The sequence below is a fragment of the Kitasatospora sp. NPDC051164 genome (assembly GCF_044455625.1).
Lineage (GTDB): Bacteria > Actinomycetota > Actinomycetes > Streptomycetales > Streptomycetaceae > Kitasatospora.
Genome location: NZ_JBITFB010000012.1, coordinates 66,220 through 87,797 on the forward strand (window position 1 = coordinate 66,220; position 21,578 = coordinate 87,797).

At 71.5% G+C, this 21,578-nt stretch carries 22 protein-coding genes; 10 read left to right on the top strand and 12 right to left on the bottom strand.

Features of this window, described 5'->3' with window-relative positions; genetic code table 11:
* Positions 1-18: 18 nt before the first annotated feature.
* From ACIBEC_RS19120 to ACIBEC_RS19145, 6 genes are all read right to left on the bottom strand, one after another.
* On the bottom strand, positions 19-939 hold the full coding sequence (locus tag ACIBEC_RS19120; RefSeq protein ID WP_396288040.1) for a phosphotransferase family protein: 921 nt from the start codon (positions 937-939) through the stop codon (positions 19-21).
* A gap of 11 nt (positions 940-950) precedes the next feature.
* Positions 951-1,757, bottom strand: coding sequence for an aminoglycoside phosphotransferase (locus tag ACIBEC_RS19125; protein ID WP_396288237.1), 807 nt, complete (start codon positions 1,755-1,757; stop codon positions 951-953).
* Between the two features lie 68 nt (positions 1,758-1,825).
* Positions 1,826-1,960, bottom strand: a complete 135-nt coding sequence (locus ACIBEC_RS19130; RefSeq protein WP_396288041.1) for a hypothetical protein — start codon at positions 1,958-1,960, stop codon at positions 1,826-1,828.
* A 4-nt stretch (positions 1,961-1,964) separates the two neighbouring features.
* Positions 1,965-3,071 (bottom strand): radical SAM protein, encoded by a 1,107-nt coding sequence (locus ACIBEC_RS19135; protein ID WP_396288042.1) that lies wholly within the window; start codon positions 3,069-3,071, stop codon positions 1,965-1,967.
* 88 nt (positions 3,072-3,159) lie between these two features.
* Positions 3,160-3,663 (bottom strand): ATP-binding protein, encoded by a 504-nt coding sequence (locus ACIBEC_RS19140; RefSeq protein ID WP_396288043.1) that lies wholly within the window; start codon positions 3,661-3,663, stop codon positions 3,160-3,162.
* Positions 3,660-3,884 (bottom strand): hypothetical protein, encoded by a 225-nt coding sequence (locus ACIBEC_RS19145; RefSeq protein ID WP_396288044.1) that lies wholly within the window; start codon positions 3,882-3,884, stop codon positions 3,660-3,662. Before ACIBEC_RS19145 ends, ACIBEC_RS19140 begins: the two co-directional genes overlap by 4 nt.
* A gap of 304 nt (positions 3,885-4,188) precedes the next feature.
* Between ACIBEC_RS19145 and ACIBEC_RS19150 the strand changes: the two genes are divergently transcribed.
* The 3 genes from ACIBEC_RS19150 to ACIBEC_RS19160 all read left to right on the top strand — a co-directional run bounded on the left by ACIBEC_RS19150 (position 4,189) and on the right by ACIBEC_RS19160 (position 7,661).
* Positions 4,189-5,496: a hypothetical protein gene (locus ACIBEC_RS19150; RefSeq protein WP_396288045.1), complete on the top strand. Its 1,308-nt coding sequence runs from the start codon at positions 4,189-4,191 to the stop codon at positions 5,494-5,496.
* Positions 5,497-5,525: 29 nt separating this feature from the next.
* The gene (locus ACIBEC_RS19155) at positions 5,526-6,083 is read left to right on the top strand and encodes a GNAT family N-acetyltransferase (RefSeq protein WP_396288238.1); all 558 of its coding nucleotides are present in this window, start codon (positions 5,526-5,528) and stop codon (positions 6,081-6,083) included.
* Positions 6,084-6,380: 297 nt separating this feature from the next.
* A complete protein-coding gene (locus ACIBEC_RS19160; protein ID WP_396288046.1) occupies positions 6,381-7,661 on the top strand; it encodes a plasmid pRiA4b ORF-3 family protein in 1,281 nt (426 codons plus the stop codon).
* 49 nt (positions 7,662-7,710) lie between these two features.
* On the opposite strand, the gene ACIBEC_RS19165 is transcribed toward ACIBEC_RS19160, so the two are convergent.
* Entirely contained in the window at positions 7,711-9,282 is a 1,572-nt protein-coding gene (locus ACIBEC_RS19165; RefSeq protein WP_396288047.1) for a TniQ family protein, read from the bottom strand.
* A gap of 316 nt (positions 9,283-9,598) precedes the next feature.
* Complete coding sequence (locus ACIBEC_RS19170; protein ID WP_396288048.1) at positions 9,599-10,237, bottom strand: hypothetical protein; 639 nt, start codon at positions 10,235-10,237, stop codon at positions 9,599-9,601.
* Positions 10,238-10,339: 102 nt separating this feature from the next.
* On the opposite strand from ACIBEC_RS19170, the gene ACIBEC_RS19175 reads away from it, so the two are divergent.
* Positions 10,340-10,540, top strand: a complete 201-nt coding sequence (locus tag ACIBEC_RS19175; protein WP_396288049.1) for a hypothetical protein — start codon at positions 10,340-10,342, stop codon at positions 10,538-10,540.
* Positions 10,541-10,562: 22 nt separating this feature from the next.
* Here ACIBEC_RS19175 and ACIBEC_RS19180 read toward each other — a convergent pair whose 3' ends face one another.
* From ACIBEC_RS19180 to ACIBEC_RS19195, 4 genes are all read right to left on the bottom strand, one after another.
* Positions 10,563-10,856 carry a hypothetical protein gene (locus tag ACIBEC_RS19180; protein ID WP_396288050.1) on the bottom strand — a complete coding sequence of 98 codons (294 nt, stop codon included), beginning with the start codon at positions 10,854-10,856 and terminating at the stop codon, positions 10,563-10,565.
* 70 nt (positions 10,857-10,926) lie between these two features.
* A complete protein-coding gene (locus tag ACIBEC_RS19185) occupies positions 10,927-12,177 on the bottom strand; it encodes a hypothetical protein (RefSeq protein WP_396288051.1) in 1,251 nt (416 codons plus the stop codon).
* Positions 12,177-16,763, bottom strand: a complete 4,587-nt coding sequence (locus tag ACIBEC_RS19190) for an SNF2-related protein (RefSeq protein ID WP_396288052.1) — start codon at positions 16,761-16,763, stop codon at positions 12,177-12,179. The genes ACIBEC_RS19185 and ACIBEC_RS19190 overlap by 1 nt, the downstream gene beginning before the upstream one ends.
* Positions 16,764-17,099: 336 nt before the next feature.
* On the bottom strand, positions 17,100-17,771 hold the full coding sequence (locus tag ACIBEC_RS19195; RefSeq protein ID WP_396288053.1) for a hypothetical protein: 672 nt from the start codon (positions 17,769-17,771) through the stop codon (positions 17,100-17,102).
* A gap of 449 nt (positions 17,772-18,220) precedes the next feature.
* Here ACIBEC_RS19195 and ACIBEC_RS19200 point away from each other — a divergent pair, with 449 nt between their 5' ends.
* From ACIBEC_RS19200 to ACIBEC_RS19225, 6 genes are all read left to right on the top strand, one after another.
* Positions 18,221-18,604 (top strand): hypothetical protein, encoded by a 384-nt coding sequence (locus tag ACIBEC_RS19200; protein ID WP_396288054.1) that lies wholly within the window; start codon positions 18,221-18,223, stop codon positions 18,602-18,604.
* 80 nt (positions 18,605-18,684) lie between these two features.
* Entirely contained in the window at positions 18,685-19,110 is a 426-nt protein-coding gene (locus ACIBEC_RS19205; protein ID WP_396288055.1) for a hypothetical protein, read from the top strand.
* 153 nt (positions 19,111-19,263) lie between these two features.
* Positions 19,264-19,773: a hypothetical protein gene (locus ACIBEC_RS19210; RefSeq protein WP_396288056.1), complete on the top strand. Its 510-nt coding sequence runs from the start codon at positions 19,264-19,266 to the stop codon at positions 19,771-19,773.
* Between the two features lie 63 nt (positions 19,774-19,836).
* The gene (locus ACIBEC_RS19215) at positions 19,837-20,202 is read left to right on the top strand and encodes a hypothetical protein (RefSeq protein ID WP_396288057.1); all 366 of its coding nucleotides are present in this window, start codon (positions 19,837-19,839) and stop codon (positions 20,200-20,202) included.
* A 276-nt stretch (positions 20,203-20,478) separates the two neighbouring features.
* Positions 20,479-20,865, top strand: a complete 387-nt coding sequence (locus ACIBEC_RS19220) for a hypothetical protein (protein ID WP_396288058.1) — start codon at positions 20,479-20,481, stop codon at positions 20,863-20,865.
* 171 nt (positions 20,866-21,036) lie between these two features.
* Entirely contained in the window at positions 21,037-21,324 is a 288-nt protein-coding gene (locus ACIBEC_RS19225) for a hypothetical protein (RefSeq protein ID WP_396288059.1), read from the top strand.
* Positions 21,325-21,578: the final 254 nt, after the last annotated feature.

The window sequence follows — 21,578 nt, forward strand, 5'->3', positions numbered from 1 at the left end:
GGGGAGGGCGGGTGGTCTTCACACGCCGAGGAGGTTGACCGCCGACGCCAGGTGGCGGCGGACCACCTTGATGGACCCGGGGTCCCTGGCCGGGTCGTTGATCCATCGGTGTGCTTGTTCGAGGAACCACTCAACTGCCCAGATCCGAAGCCATCCCAGGCTCCATTTCTCCGGGGGCAGCCCTCCACGGTGGGCGAGCGCGTCGTGGGGGCCGCCCGCGGCGACGTAGTCGTGAATGAGCTCGCGCAGGCGGTCCGGGTCTGGGGGCCGCCTGAGGGTGAGTCCTTGCCAGGACGCGAGGTCGAGCAGGCCCGGCCCGGCGAAGGAGTGGGCGAAGTCCAGCAAATGCCAGCCCCGCGGGCCGATGTGCAGGCTCGTCGGGTGGAACTCTGAGTGGACCCAGCCGAACGGGGCGGCGTGAGCGTTCGTCGCTCGCCTCGTGGCAGCCTGTTCAAGAGCGCGCAGATAGTCGGTCAGGTCGTCAGTTCCGTCCGCCCAGCGGCCGGCGGCTCGCAGTCGCTGAAGGTGGCCGAGAGCTTTTGTGGGCAGGGCTGCCAAGGCGCTCTGATCCAGCGTCGGGAGTGACGGCGGTGGGGCGGCTGCGTGCAAGAGCACGGCGGCTGTGGCGGCTTCGACGTCGGTGACCTCGCGCTGCGGGTCGCCGAGGTCTTCGAGCACCATCACGAGAAGGCCACCGCCGTAGGCTGAGCCGAGCACGCGGGGCGCCGGGACGCCGGCCCGGGCTGCGGCCTGCAGTATCCGGTCCTCACCGGTGAACGGCTCGCGCGCGTACTTCAGGACGGCGGTGGTGCCGTCCGGGTAGGTCAGCCGCTCGACGCCTGACATGGACCAGACGCGCAGCGGAAGCCGGGCCGGCGTCGGCCGGCCGGCGGCCTCGGTGATCTCGTTCAGGAGGCCGCTGATCAAGCCGGGGTCCATGGGTGGGACGGTCACGGCCCGACCGCGGGGTCGTCGCGCCGGTGGTCGCGCCAGGCGAGGGCGGAGGCGGCCATGGACCGTGTCCACGACGCCGCTGGCGCCTGGGCGTGGACCTCCTGCCAGTAGCGGGCGTTGGCCTCGGCGAAGGCGAGGAGGACCTTGGGCTTCGCGGCTTCGAAGGCCGGCAGCCGGCTGGCCCACTGTTCGGCCTGCGCAGGGGAATGTCCGGCGTCGATGAGGCGCACGGCCCACACGGCCGGGTCGGCCCACGCCGGGCCACGGGTGGGCCACGCCCAGTCGATGAGGTGGGCGGTGTGGTCGACCAGGACGTTGTGCGGGGCCATGTCGGTGTGCAGGAGCGCGTTGCCGGCGAACAGCTCCAGGGTGTCGCTGTAGCCCGCGAAGCGCTCGGAGAAGCTCAGCAGCGGGATGTCCGGACAGGGGGTGCGGGCGAGTTCCGTCAGCGCATCGACGACCAGGGGCAGGTCGGGGCTGCCGGGGGCGAAGTCGGCGAGGTGGCCCTCGATCGCCTCGAAGCCGAGCAGGTCCCAGCCGCCGGCCTGCAGGTGCCACAGCAGTCGCGGGGAGGACTTCGGCAGGTGCGGATTGACGGCGGCCTCGCGCAGCTGCGTCTTGACCTGGCGGTGGTCGACGGGGATGCCCTTGATGAACACCTCGCCGGAGGCGGTCAGGGCCTTCACCGCGACGCCGGAGTTCGCTCCGGTGGGCGCGTCTGCGGTGGTCAGGAACGGGCCGGTGTGCTCCTGGACCGCGGCGCGGGCGGCAGGTGGGAGGTGGTGCCAGGCGAGGCGGGTCATCGACACTGCTGGACTCCAGGAAGGCGGCGGGTGGTGCCCCGGCCTGGGCCGGGGCACCACCGGAGGTGCTAGTACGGCTGGGAATCACTCGACGAGCAGGAGCACATGACGACCTCCAGGACTTCGTCCAGGTCGCCGACGAACACGACCTCCTCGTCCTCAAGGGGCCGCTCGGTGAGCGTAAGCGCTACGGGTACCGGCATGGGTCTACCTCCCTTCGTGCTGGCAGTAGGTGTTGAGCGGGGCCTTCGCCTCCTGGTAGAGCTTGGCCAGCGGCCGGCAGGTGAAGCAGGTGCCGGACAGCGCGCAGCCGGAGCATCCGCCGGTGCGAAGCTGGAGGGAGTCGGCGACGTCGCCCAGTTGGCGCAGGCCGTCGACGCCGTCGGTGATCAGGTCGAATTGGGGGTCGCGGCCGACCTTGCAGATCGAGGCCTTCCCCCAGGGGTCGGCGTGGAAGAAGGTGTGCCCGGCGTTGCAGCCCTGGAACGGCTTGCGTGGCATGACGTAGTCGGCGGCCTGGGTGCCCATCCGCTCGCCGCCGCCTTCAATGGTCGGGCTCATCGTGGTAAAGACGTGGTGCGGGAAGCCGTACCGGTCGGCCAGCGCCTGCATCTGCGGGATCTCGCCCGCGTTGCGCTCGGAGACCACGATGTTCAGCTTGAGGGGCAGGCCCGCGTCGCGGGAGGCTTCCAGGCCCTTGGTGAACCGGTCGAACGCGCCCCGGTTGCGGGTCATGCCGTCGTAGGAGGCGGCGGTGGCGCCGTAGACGCTGACGGCGATCAGGTAGGGGCGGTGGCGGGCGAAGAGCCCCTGGATGACCGGCTTGGACAGCTGGCTGCCGTTGCTGGCGATCGACACCATCAGCCCGAGCTCGTTCGCGTACTGGTACGCGGCCGGGAAGTCGCGGTCGATCAGCGGCTCCCCACCGGTGATCTGGAACCACAGGGCGCCGGAGTCCCGGACGACGTTCAGCATCTTGATCTTGTCCTCCCAGGCCAGCCCCTCGAAGTTCTTCAGGCCCAGGTAGCAGTGCTCGCACTCGTAGTCACAGCCCTTGTTGATCTCCCACGACGCGCGGCCGTAGCCGAGCGCGGAGGGCTGGCGGACCAGGACCGTCCCGTGGAGCTGTCGTCCGTCCAGGGCCACGCCCCAGGCGTTGCGGGCCGCCTTCGCGAGCCATTCGGGCACCGTGGCCCGCGGCGGCGCGTCCAGGAGCTCCCGGTACCGGCCCGCGCCGATGCGCAGGCCTTCGCGCCGGCCGGGCCGGACGGCCACATGGCCGTCCAGGAACGGAGAAGCGATCACGTCGTGCATGGGCACTCCCTTGGGCAGCGGGCGAGAGGAGGGGTCGCAGCCGGGTTGTACCGGCTGGGTCGAGCGTCGTACGAGCCGTGCGCGCGGCTCAGGGGTGCGCCGCCGGAGCCGGACTCATCCCGACGTAGATCCGGGGGCGGGCCCGGCGGATGAGCTGGGCGAGCAGGTCGGCTCTGCGCCGTCCGCGGGCGGGAACGGGCTGCTCGGGCAGGGTGTAGGTCAGCCACACGGCCTTGCCCCTGGGGGTGGGCTGGATGCCCCAGGCCGAGGCCAGCGCTTCAACGAGGAACATCCCCCTGCCGCCTTCGTCGCCGGGCGCCGCTGCGCGCGGAGACGGGGCCACGTTGGACGCGTCGAGGACTTCGACGAAGACCTCCTCACCGCGGGCGACGACGGCGATGGTGAGGAAGTCGCCTTTGCCGTGGAGGACAGCGTTGGTGACCACCTCGCTGACCAGGAGCGCCAGCGTCGAAGCCGTGTCCGGGTCGAACTGGTATCCCCAGGCGCGGAGTTGTGCGACCGCCCGGTGCCGCGCGACACCAACCGTGGCCGGAGTGGACGCCAGGAACCAGCGCGCGCCGAAGGTCCTCACGACGTCTTCCCGTCCTCGTCGTCGGCGAAGTCCGGGGACCACAGCGAGCCCTCGTCGAAGCGCGGCGCCAGCAGGCGGGCGGCCGGAGCCGGCGACGCTGCGGCCTCACGGCGGTCGCCGCGGTGGACGGTGCGGGTGTGGCGGTCCCCGCCGCCGGGCGTCCGTATCGGCAGCGTCTGGTCGGCGGCGGCAAGGGCGGCGGGGGCTGGGGTTGAGGACACGGCGCGTCTCCAGGCAGGGACTGGTGCCGCTGCCCGGCCGTAACGGGGGTCTCGGGCCGGGCAGCGGGTCGAAGGCCGGCCGCTCGCCAAGGCGTGACGTCGTGTCCACTCCACGGCAAGGCCGACGCCCTCACCATCGCGCCCCTGGACCGGCGGTACCAGGGCATCAAGCGGCCACAGACCGGCCACAGACCGGCCGCTCTTGCGTGGGGAGGGTGGATTTCGGGCCAGCGGGTGCACACGGTGTCCCGCTGACCCCTACGGTGAGTCACATCGGCTGGCGGTGAAGTGCGCAGGGGGCAAGGTGAGGACTCCGGGCAACGAGAAGCTGTTCGCCGCGCGGGTGGCCAAGGGCTGGTTCTCCCAGGAGACCGCCGCCGAGGGCATCAGCGACGCGGGCCGCGACGCGTTACGCAATCCCGATTTCTACGTCGGCGTACGCACCTACCGGCGCTGGGAGGCCGCGAACCCGGCATGGCCAAGACCGGACCGGGCCACCGCGCTGCGGGCCGCCTTCGGCCGCGGCCCCGAGCACCTCGGCTTCCAGCCGCCCGTTGATCTCCAAGTTGACGAGACCGCAGCCGGGTTGGAAATCATCGACCCCGTGAACCGCCGACAAGCCCTCAGCGCCGCCGCAGCCGTCATCGGCCTGCCCTGGCTCGCGCCCACTCCTTCCGCCGCTGCCGCGACCGGAGTCCCCGGCACCCGCATCGGCCGCGACGAGATCGACGAACTGCACGCCACAGCCGCTGACCTGGACGCCATCGACCAGCAGTTCGGCGGCGACCGTCTGTGGCGCGTCGCGCACTCCCACCTCCAGCGGGTCCACCAGCTAATCGACCATGCGACCTACAGCGAGGACATCGGTCAGGAACTGCACGGCATCGCCGGCCAGCTCACGACATCACTCGGCTGGTTCTGCTACGACGCTGACCGCCAGCCCGCTGCCCGCATGTACTTCAGTGAGGCCCTCAACACGGCGATGCTCGCCGGAGACGAAGCACTCGCCACCCGCACCCTGTCCAACATGGCCCGCCAGGCCGTCGACCTGGGCAAGCCCCGCGAAGCCGTCCGCTTCGCCCGCATCGCTCAGAGCCACGCCAACGACTGGGACGCCACACCGCGAGTTTCCGCCCTGCTCGCCATCCGCCAGGCCCAGGGCTACGCGGCGATGGGCGACGAGATGAACTGCACGGCCGCCATCCGCCGGGCCTGGAAGTACTTCGACCGCGGCACCGACGACCGCGACCCGGAGTGGACCGGCTTCCTCAACGAGGCCGAACTAGTCTGCCTCGAAGGTATGTGCCGCCTGGACTTGGGCCAGCACAAGCGAGCTGTGCGCAACCTCGAACGCTCCGCCGCGCTCCAGGACGTCGAGCATTCCCGCAACCGAGGCATGTGCCTGGCCAAGCTCTCCATCGCCGCTGTCCAGGACCGCGACCTGGACCGCACCGTCGCCGCAGCCACCGAGTCGGTCCGGCTGATCAGCAGCGGCATGACCTCGGCCCGCAACCGCCGCCAGCTCACCCTGGTCCGCGACAGCCTCCACCACCACCGCGATCACCCGCAGGCCCGCGACACCATTGAGCTGCTCGACCACCACATCGCCTAGCACGCCCGCCTGGAGAACCCGTGCCCGTCATGCCCCAACTCGACCTCAGCCGTCACACCCCGGCCGCCTCCAAGGCCATCGCCGACGACCTGGTCGATGTCTACTCCGAGGTCTACGACGCCGAGCCCTACCGCGGCGATCCCTTCTTCTCCACCAATACCTATGCCGACCGCATCCACGCCGCCTTCGACATGCCCGGCTTCGAAGTCGTCACCGCCCACCTCGCCGACACCGGCCAGCTGGTGGGCTACGTCCACGGCGTCACCCTCGCCGCTGACAAGCCCTGGTGGGTCTCGCTCGGCGACCAACGCCCCGGAGAGGCCCAGGCCGCCGCCGAGGCCGAGCAGGTGTTCTGGCTGCGGGAGCTGATGGTGCTGCCCGCCTTCGGCAACCGGGGCATCGGCCGATCCCTCCACGACGCGATGGTCGCCGGCCGCAGCGAGCCGTGGACGACGCTGACCTGCATCACCGACAACGAGCCGGCTCGCAGCGCCTACCCTCGCTGGGGCTACCAGGTCACCGGCCAGATCAAGCACGCCCCCGAATCCCCGCTCTACGACGCGATGATCCTCCCGCCCGGGCTCTGAAGCCGTCGACCAGGGGCGGGTTCACCCGACGGGGCGGGGGCAAGACGTGGTGCCGCCGGCTGGTATTGCAAGCCGTCGGCTCACGCATGCGATGGGTAGGTCCGGGCGCGGAGCGGGCCCGGACCTCGGCGGGGAACGGAGATGAGCTGCCAGCGGTGGCGGCCCGGCCAGCCGGGGTCGCGGGATGATTCACCCGGGCGTGGGGCGGTCCTCGGGCGTACGCGCGGTCCCTCGTGGGCACGCACACCCTGACAACCGTGACGGCTGTGGCAGAACGAGAACGGGAGAGGCAGGCACGTGAGCGCGGAGGAGTCGAAGGCCGTCCGGCAGACGCGGGACCTGTTGCACTGGGTGGCGTCGGGGCGCCGGTTGACCGGGACCGGGCAGCTACCCCTCGCCGACGCTCGCCATCTGGTCACCGTCCTCGACACCGGTGACGAGTTCGATCCGCTGATCGGGTCGGTGAGGACGCGGACCCGCTCCAGCGCCGAACTGCCCGGCCTGCAGCTCCTGCTGGGGTGGGCGCGGACGGCCGGGCTGGTGCGCACCGTCCACGGCCGGCTGGTCCCGGTGAAGAAGAACGCCCGCCTGGCCGAGGATCTGCAAGGGCTGTGGCAGGCGCTGTTCACCGCCGTGCCACGGCTGGGGCCGGTCCTGCTGGACCGCGGCGGCTTCAACTCCCCTCTCCACGAGGCCTACACGGACGGCCTCTCGGTTCTCGGCGACCGCCTTCTCGCCGCTTCCCCGGCTGTGCGGGTGGAGGCGTTGGGCGTGGCCGCGTGGGAGATGCTGACCAGCACCTTCGACTTCACCCGCGAGCCCGCCGAACGCGTGGCCTCCTGGCGGCGCATGACCGACCACGACGTCGCCGAGATCCTGCGCGCCTACGCCACGCTCGGTGTCGTCGTGCTCGACGAGGACGACGACACCGTCGCGCTCACCGATCCCGGCCGTTCGGCGCTGCGCCGGCAGCGCGGCGAGGCACTGCCGGGCGATGCGGTGCTGCAGATCCGGATCGGCCTCGACGACGTCACCGAACCCGAGGTGTGGCGCCGCGTTCAGGTGCCCGCCGCGATCCGCCTCGGCCGGCTCCACCATGTCATCCAGGCCGTGATGGGCTGGGACGACGCGCACCTGCACTCCTTCACCGCCCGCGGCACCACCTACGGCGAGCCGGACCCCGAACTCGGGTTTCGTGACGAGGACACCGTCACCCTCGGCCAGTTGGTCAGCGCCGGCGGACACCTGGACTACCTGTACGACTTCGGCGACCACTGGCAGCACACCCTCACCTGCGAGCGCCAGCTGGCCGCCGAGCCCGACGATGCCTATCCGAGGCTCCTGGCCGGGCACGGGGCCTGCCCGCCCGAGGACTGCGGCGGCACGCACGGCTACGCCCACCTGAAGGATGTTCTCGCCGACCCGGGCCATCCCGAGTACGCAGAGACGATGGAGTGGGCCGGTGTCGAACCCGCAGACGGGTTCGACACCTCCTCATTCGATCTCGAGCGCGCCCAGCATCTGCTGGCGCGAGCGGTGGCGGCGACCGCGGTCGGCCAGCGGACGGCCGCCATCTGACGGCACGAGGAGAACGCGACCGCCTGGCGGCCCGCCTCGCCCGAGGCGCCTACTGACTGCTGCGGGCGCGGTCAGCCGCCATCCGGCGTCGCCGATGCGTCAGAGTTGGGCGTCCGCTGCTGTCGGTGCAGTCGCTGCCGGGAGCAGCGGAGCAGTGCGGACAGGCGATGTCCAAGGCCTGCTGAGCCTGCTGCTCCAGTTCCCGGTCGTGGGCGTCGAAGATCCGCTGGACACCGGGCGACTGCAGGGCGCTCTCGGCCAGGGTCAGTACGTCCAGCATCGGGTCGCGGGCCAGCGGTCCGGTCGCCGGCTCGTCCTGGGCCGGGCTCCGCAACCAGCGCTCGTGGGCGGTCCGGTAGTGGGAGCACTGCTCGGCGGTGGTGAAGCGGCGTACCGAGTAGCCGTGGCAGTAGACGCACCAGCGGCCTTCCAGATCCTGGTCCCGGTGAAGGTCCTCGGCGCGCCGGGTCCGCTGCAGCGGGCGGAGGATGTCGATGAGTTCGGCCAGGGTCAGGATCTCGTGGCGCTCGGAGGGAAGCGGGCCGTAGCCGGCACCGTCCTGGGTGTCCGCGTGCCGGCACAAGGCCCCGTGCGACGAGCCCCGGTACTTTCCGCGGGCGTTCGTCGCGTACACCTGCACGTCGGCAAGCGGACCGAGGTCGGCTCCCACCAGGAACGGGGTGAGGTCCAGGACGTCGTCGTAGTCGTCGATGGAGTGGCGGTCGAGTCGCGCGAACAGCAGATGCATGCCGCTGCGCCTGCGGTATTCCTCAGGAAGGGTCCGCAGGTCCGTGTCGCGCCGGATCGAGTTCCACACCGGCTCGGGCCACGGTGACCGGGCGTACTCCGTCGCGCTCCCGCTCAGGCAGTAGCCCCGGCCGCAGTCGCACGCGGCGCCGCTCGGGCCGGTGTCCGGGGCGGGCATGAACGCCGCCGCGGCCGCCGTGTCCTGCGGGGTGCGCTGCGGGGTCTTGTACGGGCCCTGGTTGTTGACGGCGACGAGCTGCTGCGGATCTCCGTCGCGGCCGTAGATGGTGACCCGGACGCTGATCCGCAGTCGGCGGGCGGCGTTCTTGGCCGCCGTTTTCAGCGTCTGCGCGCCGCCGAGCCGGGTGATCTGCGTCCCGGTGAACGGCAGGGACCAGCCGGCCGCGACGGGAAGCCCCTGAGCTTGGGCGCTGGTGCGCTCCCGTTCCAGTTCGGTGCGGACATATTCGACGATGTCGTCGAACGGCAGCACCTCGACGGGGTTCGCGGTCATGGCCCGGACGTGCTCGGGCGTCAGCCCCGTGGCCGCGCACAGGCGCTCAGCGGTGCGGTCCGGCATGTCCTCGGTGAGCTGGCGCAGCCGCTCGGCGGCGGAGCGGGTCGGCTCCAGGCCGAGGAGCTCCATCATCTGGTGCCGGCCGACCTGGTTGGCCGCGGCGACGCGGTCCACCCACGGGGACATCATCTCTCCGTCGTGCGGAGCGGGGACGAGGGCCAGGCGCCGGGGCATCGGCGCGGGCTGGTCGGCTTGGCGTTCGACGGCACGGCGGGCCGCGGAGAGGCTGGTGCCCGGGTGCTGCTGCTGGTACTCGCGGACCGCGCGGTCGAACTCGCGCTTGCTGATGTTGGTCATCGGTGTCGCATTCCTTCTCCGGCCGGCGGTCCCACGCTCTGCGGCCGTCGATGGAGGACATCACGGCATGCCAAGCTCTCCGCGCGAGTCTCAGACTCTTGGCCTCAATGCCCCGTTGCGGCGTGGGCGCCGGGGGCTGGACGTCGGGCGCGGCGCGAGTTGCCCTGCGCCGATCCTACCGGCGCACCACCGGCGGCGTGCGGGGCGGGCGTGATGGGCGGCAATGAGCCACCAGGGAGCCGCGATGAGATGAGCGAGGGCCACCTCGCCTGAGCGGGGATTGCCGTGGGCGGACGGGCGAGGAGCGACGTGCCGGCTAGCTGCCGATCTTGGCGCGGATCCTCCGGACCAGGTCGGCGTCGCCGCGCAGGGTGGCGGGGATCTTCGCGTCGAGGCCGCGCTGGCCGTGGTCTTCGCTGCACGGACACACGCTCCACCCGCTGGCCTCGATGTGCTGGGCCACGTGCTCGAGGATGCTGGCGGTCTCGTCCAGGACGCCGACGGGGAGGTCAGCGCTCTCGCTATCGGGGTCCGCGCCGATCGCCAGGGCGATCTCGAAGAGGAGGTCGCCCGCGTGCTGGACGGTGCGGGAGTCGTCGTTGTTCGAGGCGTACTTGATCGCTTGGGACAGGGCCATCAGCGGGCGTGAGCAGACCCAGCGGGGCACAGGCACGGAGCGGTCGTCGATTCGGACCGGGCGGACCCCGTGGACAGTGTGGGCGCCTTCGGTGTCCTGGGCGCTGGCCTTGGCGATCTGGTCGGCGACTGCGGCGGGCTCGACGTAGCGCAGGGCCGAGCGTGGCTGGATGCCCAGGCGTTCGGCCACCATCGCTACGTTGTGCGCGAGGACGTTGTGCACCGCGACGGATACGACGTCCAGGCCGCGGGTGAGGAGTTCGGCCTCCGTCTGGGCGGCGAGGGCCTTGAACCCCTGGGTGTTTCTGATGTCTGCCACGCCGACCAGCGTAGGGCCCGTGGGGAAGGCGTCTGCCCCCGCCGCACGGCCGCCGCCAGCTCTCCAGGACCGCACCGCCGGCGTGTCGGATAGCGTCGCGCCATGTCCAAGATCGAGCCGACGAATCCCCAGGCAGAGGCCGACCGTGGCCGCGTGGCGCTCTGGGTGGCCCCAGATGACCTGGCGTGGCTGGCCCGGCACTGCTGCTGCCCCGATGACGCAACGGAGGAAGTCAAGGAGCGCTGCGGACGGATCCGCTTCCGTGCGGGCGCCGCGCTGCACAAGAGCGGTCACGCAAGCTGACAAGCGCGCCAAGTACCGTCGGTCACTCGTCTGGCGGGCCAAGGATCTCGGCCCGGGCGGCCCGCACGTGCGTCAGGAGGCATCCCCACGCTGCTGGCTGCTTGTGCTGGGGCAGCTTGCGGATGTCGGCGCGGAGCTTGTCGAACGTGTGCACGGCTTCCGCCCACGGATCACGGGGGCCGAACGTGGGCTCGAGGCTGAGCGCGGGGAAAAACGGGGTGGCTTCGGCCTCGCCGGGCGGGCTGGACGCCCCGTTGGGCGGGTCGAAGCTGATCGTCGGAAACAGGCCGACTGGCGGCGGTTCGATGTCGCTCATTGGTCAACTCTTCAGGCTGGTCGAGAGGTTGCGCAAGACCGCCTGCGTGGTGCGGCAGCGGCTGACCGGTTCAGCGGCCGGGGCGGGTGCGGGTGTGGAGGGCGGCGAGCGCGTTGCGGTAGGCGCCGGCCGGGTCGGCGGCTGGGGCGGCGATTAGCTGCCAGGCGTGGCCGGTCCCGGCGAAGGTGTACCAGTGGCCGTCGTGGCCGTGGCGGATCTCCAGGTCGGTGCTTGGGTCGGTGACTCTGTTGTCGGCGCAGGTCAGCGGCGTGGTCGCGTCGGGGCGCAGCGGGGCGATGGCGGCGGCGGCCTGTTGGAGGACGGCCGGGTCGTCGGTGTAGGGGTGTTGGGCGGTGTGGACGCCCGCGGTGCCGGCCAGTGCGTGGGCCGCGAGTAGTCGGCGGAGCTCGGGTGGTTCGAGGTCGAGCCGGTAGGCGACATCCTCGTCCTGTTCTCCCGCTGGGAGGGCGGCGATCATGCGCACCGCGTCGGCGACGGGGTCTGTCTCGAGGAGGGTGGTGTGGCCGAGGAGCTGCTGGGCCTGGGCCGCGGCCTGGGTGGCGAGGCGGTGCAGCCGGTTCAGGCACGGTGCGGGCGAGGGCGGTTCGGGCAGGGCCATCTGCGCGAACCGCTCGGGGGCGGCCGGCCCGTCGGAGCCCGGTTCGCTGTGGGGCGATGGGGTAGTGGGGGCGTTGTTCCAGTGCTGGTAGGCCTGGTGGGCGGCGATGTAGGGGCCTTCCGGGCGGCGGGACGGTGCGGGCGGGTTGTTCTTCGCGGGCGCCGGGGCGACGGTCGGGGTGGGCTGGGGGTTGAGCAGGTCGGACAGGCGGCGGTGGGGCAGGCCGCGCAGGGTGGCCAGGAGGGAGGGGTTGGCGTGCAGGCGCTGGGTGACGGCGTGGCCGAGGGCAGCGGTGTGCTGGCAGGGGGCCTGATGGCAGTCGCAGGTGTAGCTCAGCTGGGCGGCGGTGGGTGCGAGGGGGACGTCGCCGCTCTGCTCGGGGTCGGCAAGCGCGGCGGGCAGCCGGCCCTTCAGCAAGGCGGCCTTGTGGCGGCTGCGGGCCAGGGCGGCGATGAGGGCCTGCTCCTCGTCTCGGCTGAGGGTGGTGATGCGGATGGTGGCGCGGGCGGGTTCGCTGTGGCGGGGGGTGATGACCGCGCTGATCCGCCCGATGCTGGATTCCATCTGGCTGGGGACGCCTCCGGCGAGGTACACGTTGTAGCCCTCGACGAGGGTGGCGGGGCTGCCGGTGGCCTGGTTGTGGGCCGTCTCCCAGGCCGCGGCCCACGCCGCGGTGTCGGTGTCGGTGTCGGTGTCGGACACTAGCGTGCTCCCAGTGCGATGAGGTCGGCGAGTTCGGCGTCCGACAGGTCGGCGAGCGCGGTCTCCCCGCTGGCCAGGACGGCGTCGGCCACGGCGCGTTTGCGTTCCAGGAGCGCGTCGATGCGGTCCTCGATCGTCAACTCCGTCTGCATCAGGTGGACTTCCAGGGCGCGGGTCTGGCCGATCCGGTGGGCCCGGTCGATGGCCTGGGTCTCGACGGCGGGGTTCCAGGGCCGGTCGAACATGATGACGTGCCCGGCCTCGGTCAGGGTCAGGCCGGTGCCGCCGGCCTTCACCGTGAGGATCATGACCGGGTGGCGGCGGGCCTGGAAGGCGTCGACGAGGTCCTGCCGCGCCCGGCCGGGCGGGACCTGGCCGTGCAGGAACAGCGGGTCGATGCCCTGGGCTTGAAGGTGCGTCACCAGCAGTCGGCCCATGGCCGCGTAGTTGGTGAACACCAGCGCCGACTCGCCGGCCGCGGTGATCTGGCCGAGCAGTTCGTCGACGGCGCCCAGCTTCCCCGAGCGCAGCCGCTGGGCGTCGATGTCGTAGCCGTCGGGTTCCGGGGTCTCGTGCAGGTAGTGGGCCGGGGTGTTGCAGATCTGGCGCAGCTGCGTGAGCAGGGTCAGGACCAGGGCGCGGCGCTCGCCGGGCTTGGCCGCGCGGATCTGTGCCAGGGTGTCGCGGGCGACGGCCTCGTAGAGGGCGACCTGCTCGCGGGTGAGAGTGGTGTAGCGGCGGGTGGTGACCTTGGCGGGCAGTTCCTTGAGGATGTGCGGGTCGCTCTTGCGGCGGCGGAGCATGAAGGGGCTGAGCACGCGGGCCAGGCGGCGGGCGTCGTCGCCTTCCGGGTCGTTCGCGATGGGGCGGGCGTAGCGGTCGTTGAAGGCGCGGGCGGTGCCGAACAGGCCGGGATTGGTCCAGTCCAGGACCGACCAGGCTTCCATGAGGTCGTTTTCGACCGGGGTGCCGGTCAGGGCGACGCGGGCCTTCGCGGTCAGCCGGCGCAGCTGCTGGGCGGTCTGGGAGCGGTGGTTCTTGGCGTGCTGGGCTTCGTCGGCGACGACCAAGCCCCAGGCGTGGGCGGCCAGGGTGTCGGCGTCGCGGCGCAGGGTGCCGTAGGTGGTGATCACGACCGTATCGGCGGTCATCGGGGCGAGCGTGCGGCCGTCGCCGTGGAAGCGCAGCGTCGCGGTCCCCGGGGCGAAGCGGGCGATCTCGCGCTCCCAGGTGGCGAGCATCGAGGCGGGGCAGACGATCAGGGTCGGCGCCGTGGGGGCGGCCTGCTCGCGGCGGTGCAGGTGCAGGGCGATCGCGGTGATGCTCTTGCCGGTGCCCATGTCATCGGCCAGGGTCGCGCCGAAGCCCAGCCGGGTGGTGTTAGCCAGCCACGCAAGGCCCCGCACCTGGTAGTCGCGCAGCGTCGCCTTGAGGTCGGTGGGGACGGGGACGGGCTGGTGGGAGCCGACGCGAAGGAACTCCACCAGGTCCGCGAGCGCGTCGGTCGGCTCGCAGGCCACCGGTTCGCCGTCCACGGTGACGCTGCCGGTCAGGGCGGCGGTCAGTGCCTCTGCGGCGGGCAGCGTGCCGAGGTCGCGGTGCGCGGCCCGGCGGGCGGTCAGGGCGGTGACCAGCAGCCAGCGCTGGCGCATGTACACCAGGGGTTGGCCGGCCGCGGCGAGGGCGTCCATCTCCGCGTCGGTCAGGCTGTCCCCGTCGACGGTCAGCTGCCAGCGGAAGTCCAGGACGTTGTCCAGGCTGAAGCCGTGCTCGGCCTCGCCGCCGGTGGAGCGGGTGCCGATCACGGTGCGCACGCCCAGGGCGCGGGCCCACTGCTCGGGCCACACGATCTCGATCCCGGCCCGGGCCACGTCCTGCCCGATCTCGCCGAGCAGCAGCGCGGCCTCGGCTGCGCGCAGCGTGAAACGGGCAGGCCGCTCTTGCTCCAGCAGGCGCTGCAGTGGCGGCCAGACGCGGGCTGCGGTACGCAGGGCCCGGCGCACCCGCTCCAGCCGGACGGGGTCAGCGGCCTGTTCGGGCAGGTACTGAGCGGCGTCGATGATGCGGGTCTCGCCGGCGGGCGAGGTGGTCTTGATCCGCAGCACCGCCCACAGCAGCTCGGTGTCGGGCGGGCTGTTCGCCGGAGGCGGCTTGATCGTCACGACCAGGCCTAGCGGCGGGGCCTGGTCGACTCGTGCGTCGATCTGGTCCGTCCACGCCACCAGCGCCGGACTCTGCTGGCGGGGTGAGGAGACCGTGTACGGGGCGGAGCCGAGCGCGTGCGCGGTCCCAGGTCCGCGTACCACCGCGTCGGCCAGGGCGTCGAGAAGCTGACGCACAACCAGGCGCGGCGCCCACAGCCGGTAGGGGGTGCGGGCCGCGGGCACGCAGTGCGCGTACGGGGGCATCGCCTGGGCCAGCTCGGCAGCGGTGGCGCGCTGCTGCGTGGTGAGCGGACCCAGGCGCCAGGCGTCGCGCCCCGCCGGGTCGGTACCCGGGTAGACGCGCTCGTCCGCGATGGCGTGCAGGGCCAGGCGGGTGAGAGCCTGCCAGCACTGCACGCTTTCGTGCAGGCTACCGTCGCCAAGGCGGGCCAGGACTCCTGCCAGCAGCCGCAGCGGCACCGGCCACACCACAACGGGCACGGCCTGGACCCCGACGCCCATACCGGGCAGGACCAGTTCGACCGTTTCGGTTCGCAACGGCGCCGGCGGGTCCTCGTGCGGCAGCGGGCTTCCGTCCGGGTGGAAGACCAGCAGCCGGGCCGCACTGCCGGACAGGTCTGCGGTCAGCGCGGCGCCGGACCGCAGCACGACCTCTAGCAGCCGTACGGCGGCCAGTGTCTCGCCGGGAGTCCCCGGCGCGGCCCCGGGCACCGCGCGCTGGTGCGGCACGAACGGAGCTTCAGCCGCCGGATCCTCCTGGGCCGCGGCGGCGGCCCTTTGGGCGGCCGGGCCGGCCGGCATCAAGGAGAGCCGGGCGATCAGCGCTCGCGCCGCGTCCTGGTAGGAGGCCCGCTTGTTCGCGGCGCGCCCCTGCGCCTGGACGAGCGCGCCCTGGTGCCGGCACGACAGGGTGCAGTGGAAGACGGGGCGGTGCGCCGCGCCGGTGGTCGAGTAGTCCGGTTCGAGGTCCGTGATCTGGCCGGTCTGCTGCAAGGAGTTCAGCACCCCGAGGGGGTCCTTGCCCGCTGGCAGCGGCTTGATGACAGCCACCGCCTGGACCGGCGTCCGGGGCTGGGGTTCGCCATCGGCGGCGATCTGGGCTAGCAGCGCGCGGGCCGCCTGCTCCCGGGCAGCGCTCTTGCTCAGCCCGCTGCCGCCGGCCTCCAGCTCCCGGGTGCCGAGGCGGCAGGAGACCCGGCAGGTGAACAGCGGCTGCTTGCCGCTCACGCCGGGTGAGACCTCAAAGATCAAGTCCGTGATCAACGCGATCTGCGTGAACTCGTTCAACGCGCTGATCGGATTCTTGCCGAGCGGCAGCGGTCCCACAGACCTCTCTTCCTCCGGCTCGGCCGCAGGCTCCGGCAGCGGCAGCCCGGCCAGCTCGGCCAGGACCGCCACGGCGGCCGAACGCCGGGCGTGCTTCTTCGACCGCTCCGGTCCGCTGTCCGCGCGCAGGACTCCGCTGCCGGGGTCGTAGGACGCGCTCGCCCGAAACCGCGTCGTCTCCTGGCTTTCCCCGTGGATGACGGTGTCCTCGTAGACCGGCGTGGGCGCTCCGACCGCCGCCGCGTGAAGGTTGAGGACCGCCGGCGCCGACCCCCCGCCCCTGGCCACCGATTCGATGATCGCCCGACGGGCGGGCTCCCACTGCGGTGCCTTCGCCTCGAACAGCACCGCGTGCAGGTCGCGGGGATCCAGCACCCCGGCCCGGGCCCGCGCGGCGATCTCGGTGACCAGGACCGGCGCTACCTCGCTCTGCGCGCACGCCTGCTGGAGCTGCGCGCGAAAGCCCTCCGCGGAGAGCATGGCCGGCACCGCGGCGGAGGCGGCGTCCCCGACCGGCTCCCACTGCGGCCCGTCACCGGACTCCTGCACCACCGGCTGAACCGCGCTCAGGTGACCGAGCAAGCTCACCGCTGCCCGGTGCTGGGCCGCCTTCCGCTGCTCAGCCCAGGCCGCGATGCCGTGCACGAATCCGGCCGGAGCGCGCCAGCCGGCCTGCGCCCCGAAACGCCCCAGCCCGTCCCTGGCAGGCAACTCGCGCAGCACGAAGACCGCCTCCGCGGCCTGGGACTGCGAGGTGAGCACAGCGGTGGCGCGCTCGGGGGCCCGGGTCAACGCGGTCCACGCCGCCGCCCGCGCCGGCAGCAGCGCGACATGCGTCGCCGTACTGTCCAGCAGCAGGGCTCGCAGGTCGCGAGTCTTCAGCCGGCCCGCCTCAGCGCGCCGGGTCAGCTCGACAACAAACGCCTCGGGGAACAGGCCGTCCGCGCACGCCCGCGACAGCAGGCGGCTGAACTCGCGGTCGGCCAGCCGACGAAGAGCGGCCTCATCCGCGCCGCGCAGCTCGCGACGTTCCTGGTCCTGGGCGCGCTTCTTGAGGAACTCGCCGGTCGTCAGCGGAGTGGGCCGGGACGTCACTCTGGCGATTCCTCCGAACAATAGGACGGCCTTGGGGGCCGTCGACCGTCAACCCGAGCGGAGCGGGGCCGAACCCCCAATCCGCCGGAGCCACCCGCCGGTGCTGGTGACAAGCTGAAGCTGCACGTCGGAGCGTATCGAAAGGGTGCGACACGACCGCAGATGCCGGGACAGCGCCGCTGCCGCCGAGCCACGGAAGAGCGCAGACCGAGTATCAACCTCGCCCGCCGGACGACGAATCCGGCGATCTTCATCGACGGCATGCCCAGCCGAGGTGCCGCAGGTGAAGGCGGGTCTGCCCAGCGTCCAGTCGCGTCCCCGGCGCCTCGTACATGTTCACGCGCGTTCGCGCTGCTCAGCAGCCATCTCATCCCCGAGGACCGCGAGCTCCCACGCCTGTTCTTGGAGCGTTTCCACGATCTTCGCGAGCTTCTTGTCCCGCTTCGCCCCGGCCGCGGTCTCGAACTCGTCCACGTCGGCCTCACCCAAGAAGTGCGACAACCCTTGAAGCGCCGCGACGCCGAGCTTGACGTGGCTGAGCGGGCTCAGGTCCGCCTGGGTGACCGGAGCCTTGCGGGTGGGATAGCCGTCCGGGCGCCGCTCGATCACCCGGGTGTCCGTCAGCCGCAGCAGCGCGGCCAGAATCCGGGCCACGTGCACGCTTTGCGGCGGCACCACCGCCGCGCCGACCCCGGCGGCAGCGGGAGGTGTGTCACCGGGAAAGCCGAGGACCGACGGCCCGAGGGCACCCAGGACCTCGCGAGTGCAGGTGTGGCTGTGCGCCGTGCCCCTCTCGTCGAGGGTCAGCTTGTGGAACGTATCCTCCCCGTCGATGGCGAGCATCGACCAGGCCGGGAAGTGCCGCACCACGACCGCGTTCTGACCGAACTCGCGGATCACGGCCCGGCACAGGGCCTCGGCGTCGTTGACCAGGCCGGCGCCGAGCATCAGGTCTGTGGCGATGGCCAACGGGCCGCCGTCCTTCGTCGGCCACACCCGCAGCCGCACGTGCGACAGGGCCCCGCTGATGAGTGGAAAGGGCCAGGCGTGGTCATCCCGCACCGGGCTCAGTCGTGCAGGGGCGGGCAGAACGGTCTCCGACATCGGGAAGTCCTCTCAACGCGCGGGCGGGCACCCCCTCACGCTAGTCACCGGCGCTGACACCCACGGCTGGAATCCTGAGATCGGAGCACAGCCGGGAGGCCTCCCCAGTCCATCAATGCATCAACTCACAGGTTGCGCACGATGTGACCTGCGACGACGACCACGCCCGGTGCGCAGAAAGCCGTGTATTACGAGAGCGCGGAGATCTCGCGCCTGGCCCTCACTGACGACGTGGCCGCCAACGGCGAGAGCTTCTTCATCGCGGCCGCGATGAAGAAGGCCGCCGAGCGCGGCATCCGGGGGGGTGGTTCTCCGACCCGGTGCCCAGGTCACGGCGCACCCCGAGCGGAGAGATGATCATTTCCAACGGGCACCTCGGCATCGTGTACCAGAGCTGCAACTTCCGGTTCACCGGACGCGGGACGCGGCGAACGCACACGCTGCTGCCGGACGGCACCGTCCTGACGGCTCGGTCCCGGGCGAAGCTGACCAGCCGCGTGCCCGAGCCCGGGGCCGCAGGGGTGGAAGGCCGACTCGTCTCCCTCGGAGCGCCGCCGCGCACGGCCGGCGAATCCCCGGCACAGTGGCTGCCCAGGGCCCTGGAGCACCTCGGAGCGCGCCCGGTATCTCACCCCGGCAACTTCCGGTACGTCCTAGCTGTGGGTCGTACCCGGGCCGAGCGGTCGCGCATCGTCATCGCGCTGAAGGCGGAGCCCTACCCGAAGAGTATTGCTTAACTCCATGAGTGTGCGTATAGTTTAAGTCGCGGCGGGCGAGATGCTCCGCCGATCCGGCCCCTTTCGCCTCCAGGAGTGACATGTCCTACATAGCCGCCACCGCCTCCGCTCTCGCCCCGGGCTATCCCGTGAGCTTCAAGGTGTACGGCGACCACCCCGTTCAGGACCACATCGCCGAAGGGACAGTCACCGCGACCAAGCGGATCGCCTTCATGGCGACCGAGGTGTCCCTGGACAACGGCCGCACGTACCAGCTGCCGGTCACTCGCCGGGTGCGCGTGCATGCCGCCTTCCTCAAGGACGGGTACGCGAGCGAGGTGGCGAACTCCGGTCCCGCCATCGACTGGCTCGCCGACGTGGCTCAAATCTGGACGGAGAGCCTGACCGACCAGCTCAAGGCGCAGCTCAAGTCCAACACCGAGACCTTCTTCGCGTCCTGGTGGCCCGGGCGTGACCGGCTCATCGCCGAACTGCGGGCTCGGGCCGCGCAACAGCGGACTCGGTGAACAGCACCCGCCAGACCCGCAACACCGCTACTCATAACCCCTCCGCCGACCACCGGGCAACGCTCCGGGCGGTCGGCGACACCAGCGCGGCCCCGCTGAACCGTCAGCCGCTGCTCGCCTGCCGAAGCGCCCTACCCGACTTGGAGCCCAACGATGCCCAAGACCCTGTCCGACTCCGCGCGTCACGCCCAGGACGCAGTACTCCGCGCCGCCGAAGACGACCTGAAGCGCGCCTTCAGCGCCCCGGCGACCACACCCAAGGCCCTTCGGCCGGGCCACGGCGCCACGGCCCTTCAGGTCCTTCCGGCGGAACTCGCCGCCGCGCTGCGCGCCTTCCCCGCGCCCCAGGGCCCTGCCCACGATGTGTACCCCCAGGTTCCGGAGGAGCTGCGCGTGGACCTCCGCGACGCTCTGATCGAGTTCTTTGCGGACCACCCGGAGCACCCGCTGCCGAGCGCGGTCACGTTCATCGTGACCAACGACTACGACGACGGGCCGGCGTGGAACACCTACGGCGCAACACTCCACTACGGCCCCCACGTCACGGTCGAGGCCCCCGACTTCGACCGGACGTTCGTGGCGGACACCCTGATCGAAATCGCCGACGACGAGCAGCCCTACGGGACACCGAGCCCCGTCCTCTTCGTCCCGCTGCACGCCTGAACCCCACCCGGGAGCGCGTGCGTGAGCACCGCGCGGCCCCGGCCGCCACATGAGGAGATGACGATGAGTTCGGCACGCAGGCCCCATCCCCAGACACCGGGCGCTTTCGAAGGTCAGCAAACCGTGCGCGCGAGGGTGAAGGCCAACCTCCGTAATCCGTACTTCCCCTACAGCTCCCAGGCAGAGCGGGATGCCGTGCACGCGATCGGGAGGAGGGCCGCAGAGAAGGCAGCCGAGGTACGCGCGAAGCTCGGTCGCGATCCGATCGTCCACTACATCAAGGAGGCGGATCGCCTTCTGGGCCGCACGACGTGCTGCCACGTGGACCTCAAGGACCTGAACGAACACGACTTCGGTTCGCACCAGCGATGGCGCTGCACGTGCCCGGAGGTCAGCGCCCGGAAGAAGGTGGCCGACCGGCGACAGTAGCCAGCCCCTCGTCGCCGGTGGCCAACGGCGCCCCGGCCAGTCCAGACAAGCCGTCCATGGGACGCCGAGCCGTGCCCGTCTCGTTCCGCTGCGCACCCGTACCCCGTCCGGAAGAAGAAAACGATCATGAATGACGGCCGCACCGTGACCGCCAACGGCCGAACTAGCCGACCCTCAGACGCCTCCGGTCTCAGGCCGGACGCCGCCGTGGAGCCGGGTGTTCGGCTCACCAGGGCGATGCTGACCAAGGAACAGATGAGCCCTCTGCTCCCACTGATGACCCGAGACGAGCTCTACGAACTCGGCACCTGGCTGCGGGACGCGGCGGAGCACCGGCTGGAACAGGAGCTGCTCCAGGTATTGCGCGCCATGTGCGCCCGCTGCCCTGGGCAGGCCGGCGGCGCGGCGGTCAGCGTCGAGTTCGTGACCAGCTCGGACGGCCCCGAGGGCGTGTGCTGGGATGAGGAGACGCTCTGGCTCCAGGGAGCAGATGGCCAGGAGTGGCAGTACGAGGCCCCGGAGCAGCCCGACGACACGCCCCCGGAGCTGGACGCCAGGTTCCGGAACCTCCTCGCGCTCTACTCCCGCCTTAACCGGCCGAAGCACAACTCGAACCTGACCGTGAACCTCTCCACCGGCACCTTCGAGGCCACGCCCCCGTAGCAGGCGCGAGGCGGCCCTCCCGCCTGTAGGCGACGCAGAAGGCCGCGAGCCAGTCACCTTCGAGCGCCCGGCGCACCAGCACCCAGATGGTGGGCGTCGATAGCACGCTCAATCCCATACCGCCGCGCCGGCCGAGCCGTGCAGGGCGTCCACATGCGATCGGAACTCCGCATGACCGCGCAAGTGGTGGTCTTCATCGCCTCCAAGAACTCGAACGCCACCCACCGGCGGGTGCTCTGGCGGACGAGTGAAGCCGATGCACGCAAGATCTGCTCCGACGAGCGCACCTCGGGCCGCAATCACATGCTCTGCTGGACCGCGCACTCCATCGACGAACCAGATATCAACCGCTACGTGCGCGACAGCGGCGCGTACGCGCAGGTGCTGGCCGACCACGACGTCACGATCCTCCGCTCGTTCGAAGCACACCAGAGGCCGGATCGGCAGCTGACAGCATGACGAGGCCCAGGCTCACCGCCCCCGGCGACCTTCCAACGGTCCGTCGGGGGCTGCACTGCGCACTTCGGCCCGCCCCGCCGCCGGCCCCAGGGGCCGCTGCACGCGCCGGCGCGGAAGACCTGCGGCACTTCGCCACCGCGGCTCGGCCGCCCGCTTCGCGAGCGCCGGACAGTGAGGGGAGTCAAGATAGTTGCTTAACTCTATGAGTGGAGTTATGGTTTGAACTGTCGCCGCTCAATGCGGCCGAACTCCGT

Bases quoted from the DNA above. Each gene is read 5' to 3' on its own strand.
- ACIBEC_RS19155 (WP_396288238.1), top strand. From the start codon at position 5,526: ATGCCCCAACTCGACCTCAGCCGTCACACCCCGGCCGCCTCCAAGGCC.
- ACIBEC_RS19130 (WP_396288041.1), bottom strand. From the start codon at position 1,960: ATGCCGGTACCCGTAGCGCTTACGCTCACCGAGCGGCCCCTTGAGGAC.
- ACIBEC_RS19220 (WP_396288058.1), top strand. From the start codon at position 20,479: ATGACCCGAGACGAGCTCTACGAACTCGGCACCTGGCTGCGGGACGCG.
- ACIBEC_RS19205 (WP_396288055.1), top strand. From the start codon at position 18,685: ATGTCCTACATAGCCGCCACCGCCTCCGCTCTCGCCCCGGGCTATCCC.
- ACIBEC_RS19135 (WP_396288042.1), bottom strand. From the start codon at position 3,071: ATGCACGACGTGATCGCTTCTCCGTTCCTGGACGGCCATGTGGCCGTC.
- ACIBEC_RS19165 (WP_396288047.1), bottom strand. From the start codon at position 9,282: ATGACCAACATCAGCAAGCGCGAGTTCGACCGCGCGGTCCGCGAGTAC.
- ACIBEC_RS19180 (WP_396288050.1), bottom strand. From the start codon at position 10,856: ATGAGCGACATCGAACCGCCGCCAGTCGGCCTGTTTCCGACGATCAGC.
- ACIBEC_RS19125 (WP_396288237.1), bottom strand. From the start codon at position 1,757: ATGACCCGCCTCGCCTGGCACCACCTCCCACCTGCCGCCCGCGCCGCG.
- ACIBEC_RS19210 (WP_396288056.1), top strand. From the start codon at position 19,264: ATGCCCAAGACCCTGTCCGACTCCGCGCGTCACGCCCAGGACGCAGTA.
- ACIBEC_RS19120 (WP_396288040.1), bottom strand. From the start codon at position 939: ATGGACCCCGGCTTGATCAGCGGCCTCCTGAACGAGATCACCGAGGCC.
- ACIBEC_RS19215 (WP_396288057.1), top strand. From the start codon at position 19,837: ATGAGTTCGGCACGCAGGCCCCATCCCCAGACACCGGGCGCTTTCGAA.
- ACIBEC_RS19225 (WP_396288059.1), top strand. From the start codon at position 21,037: ATGACCGCGCAAGTGGTGGTCTTCATCGCCTCCAAGAACTCGAACGCC.
- ACIBEC_RS19175 (WP_396288049.1), top strand. From the start codon at position 10,340: ATGTCCAAGATCGAGCCGACGAATCCCCAGGCAGAGGCCGACCGTGGC.
- ACIBEC_RS19200 (WP_396288054.1), top strand. From the start codon at position 18,221: ATGATCATTTCCAACGGGCACCTCGGCATCGTGTACCAGAGCTGCAAC.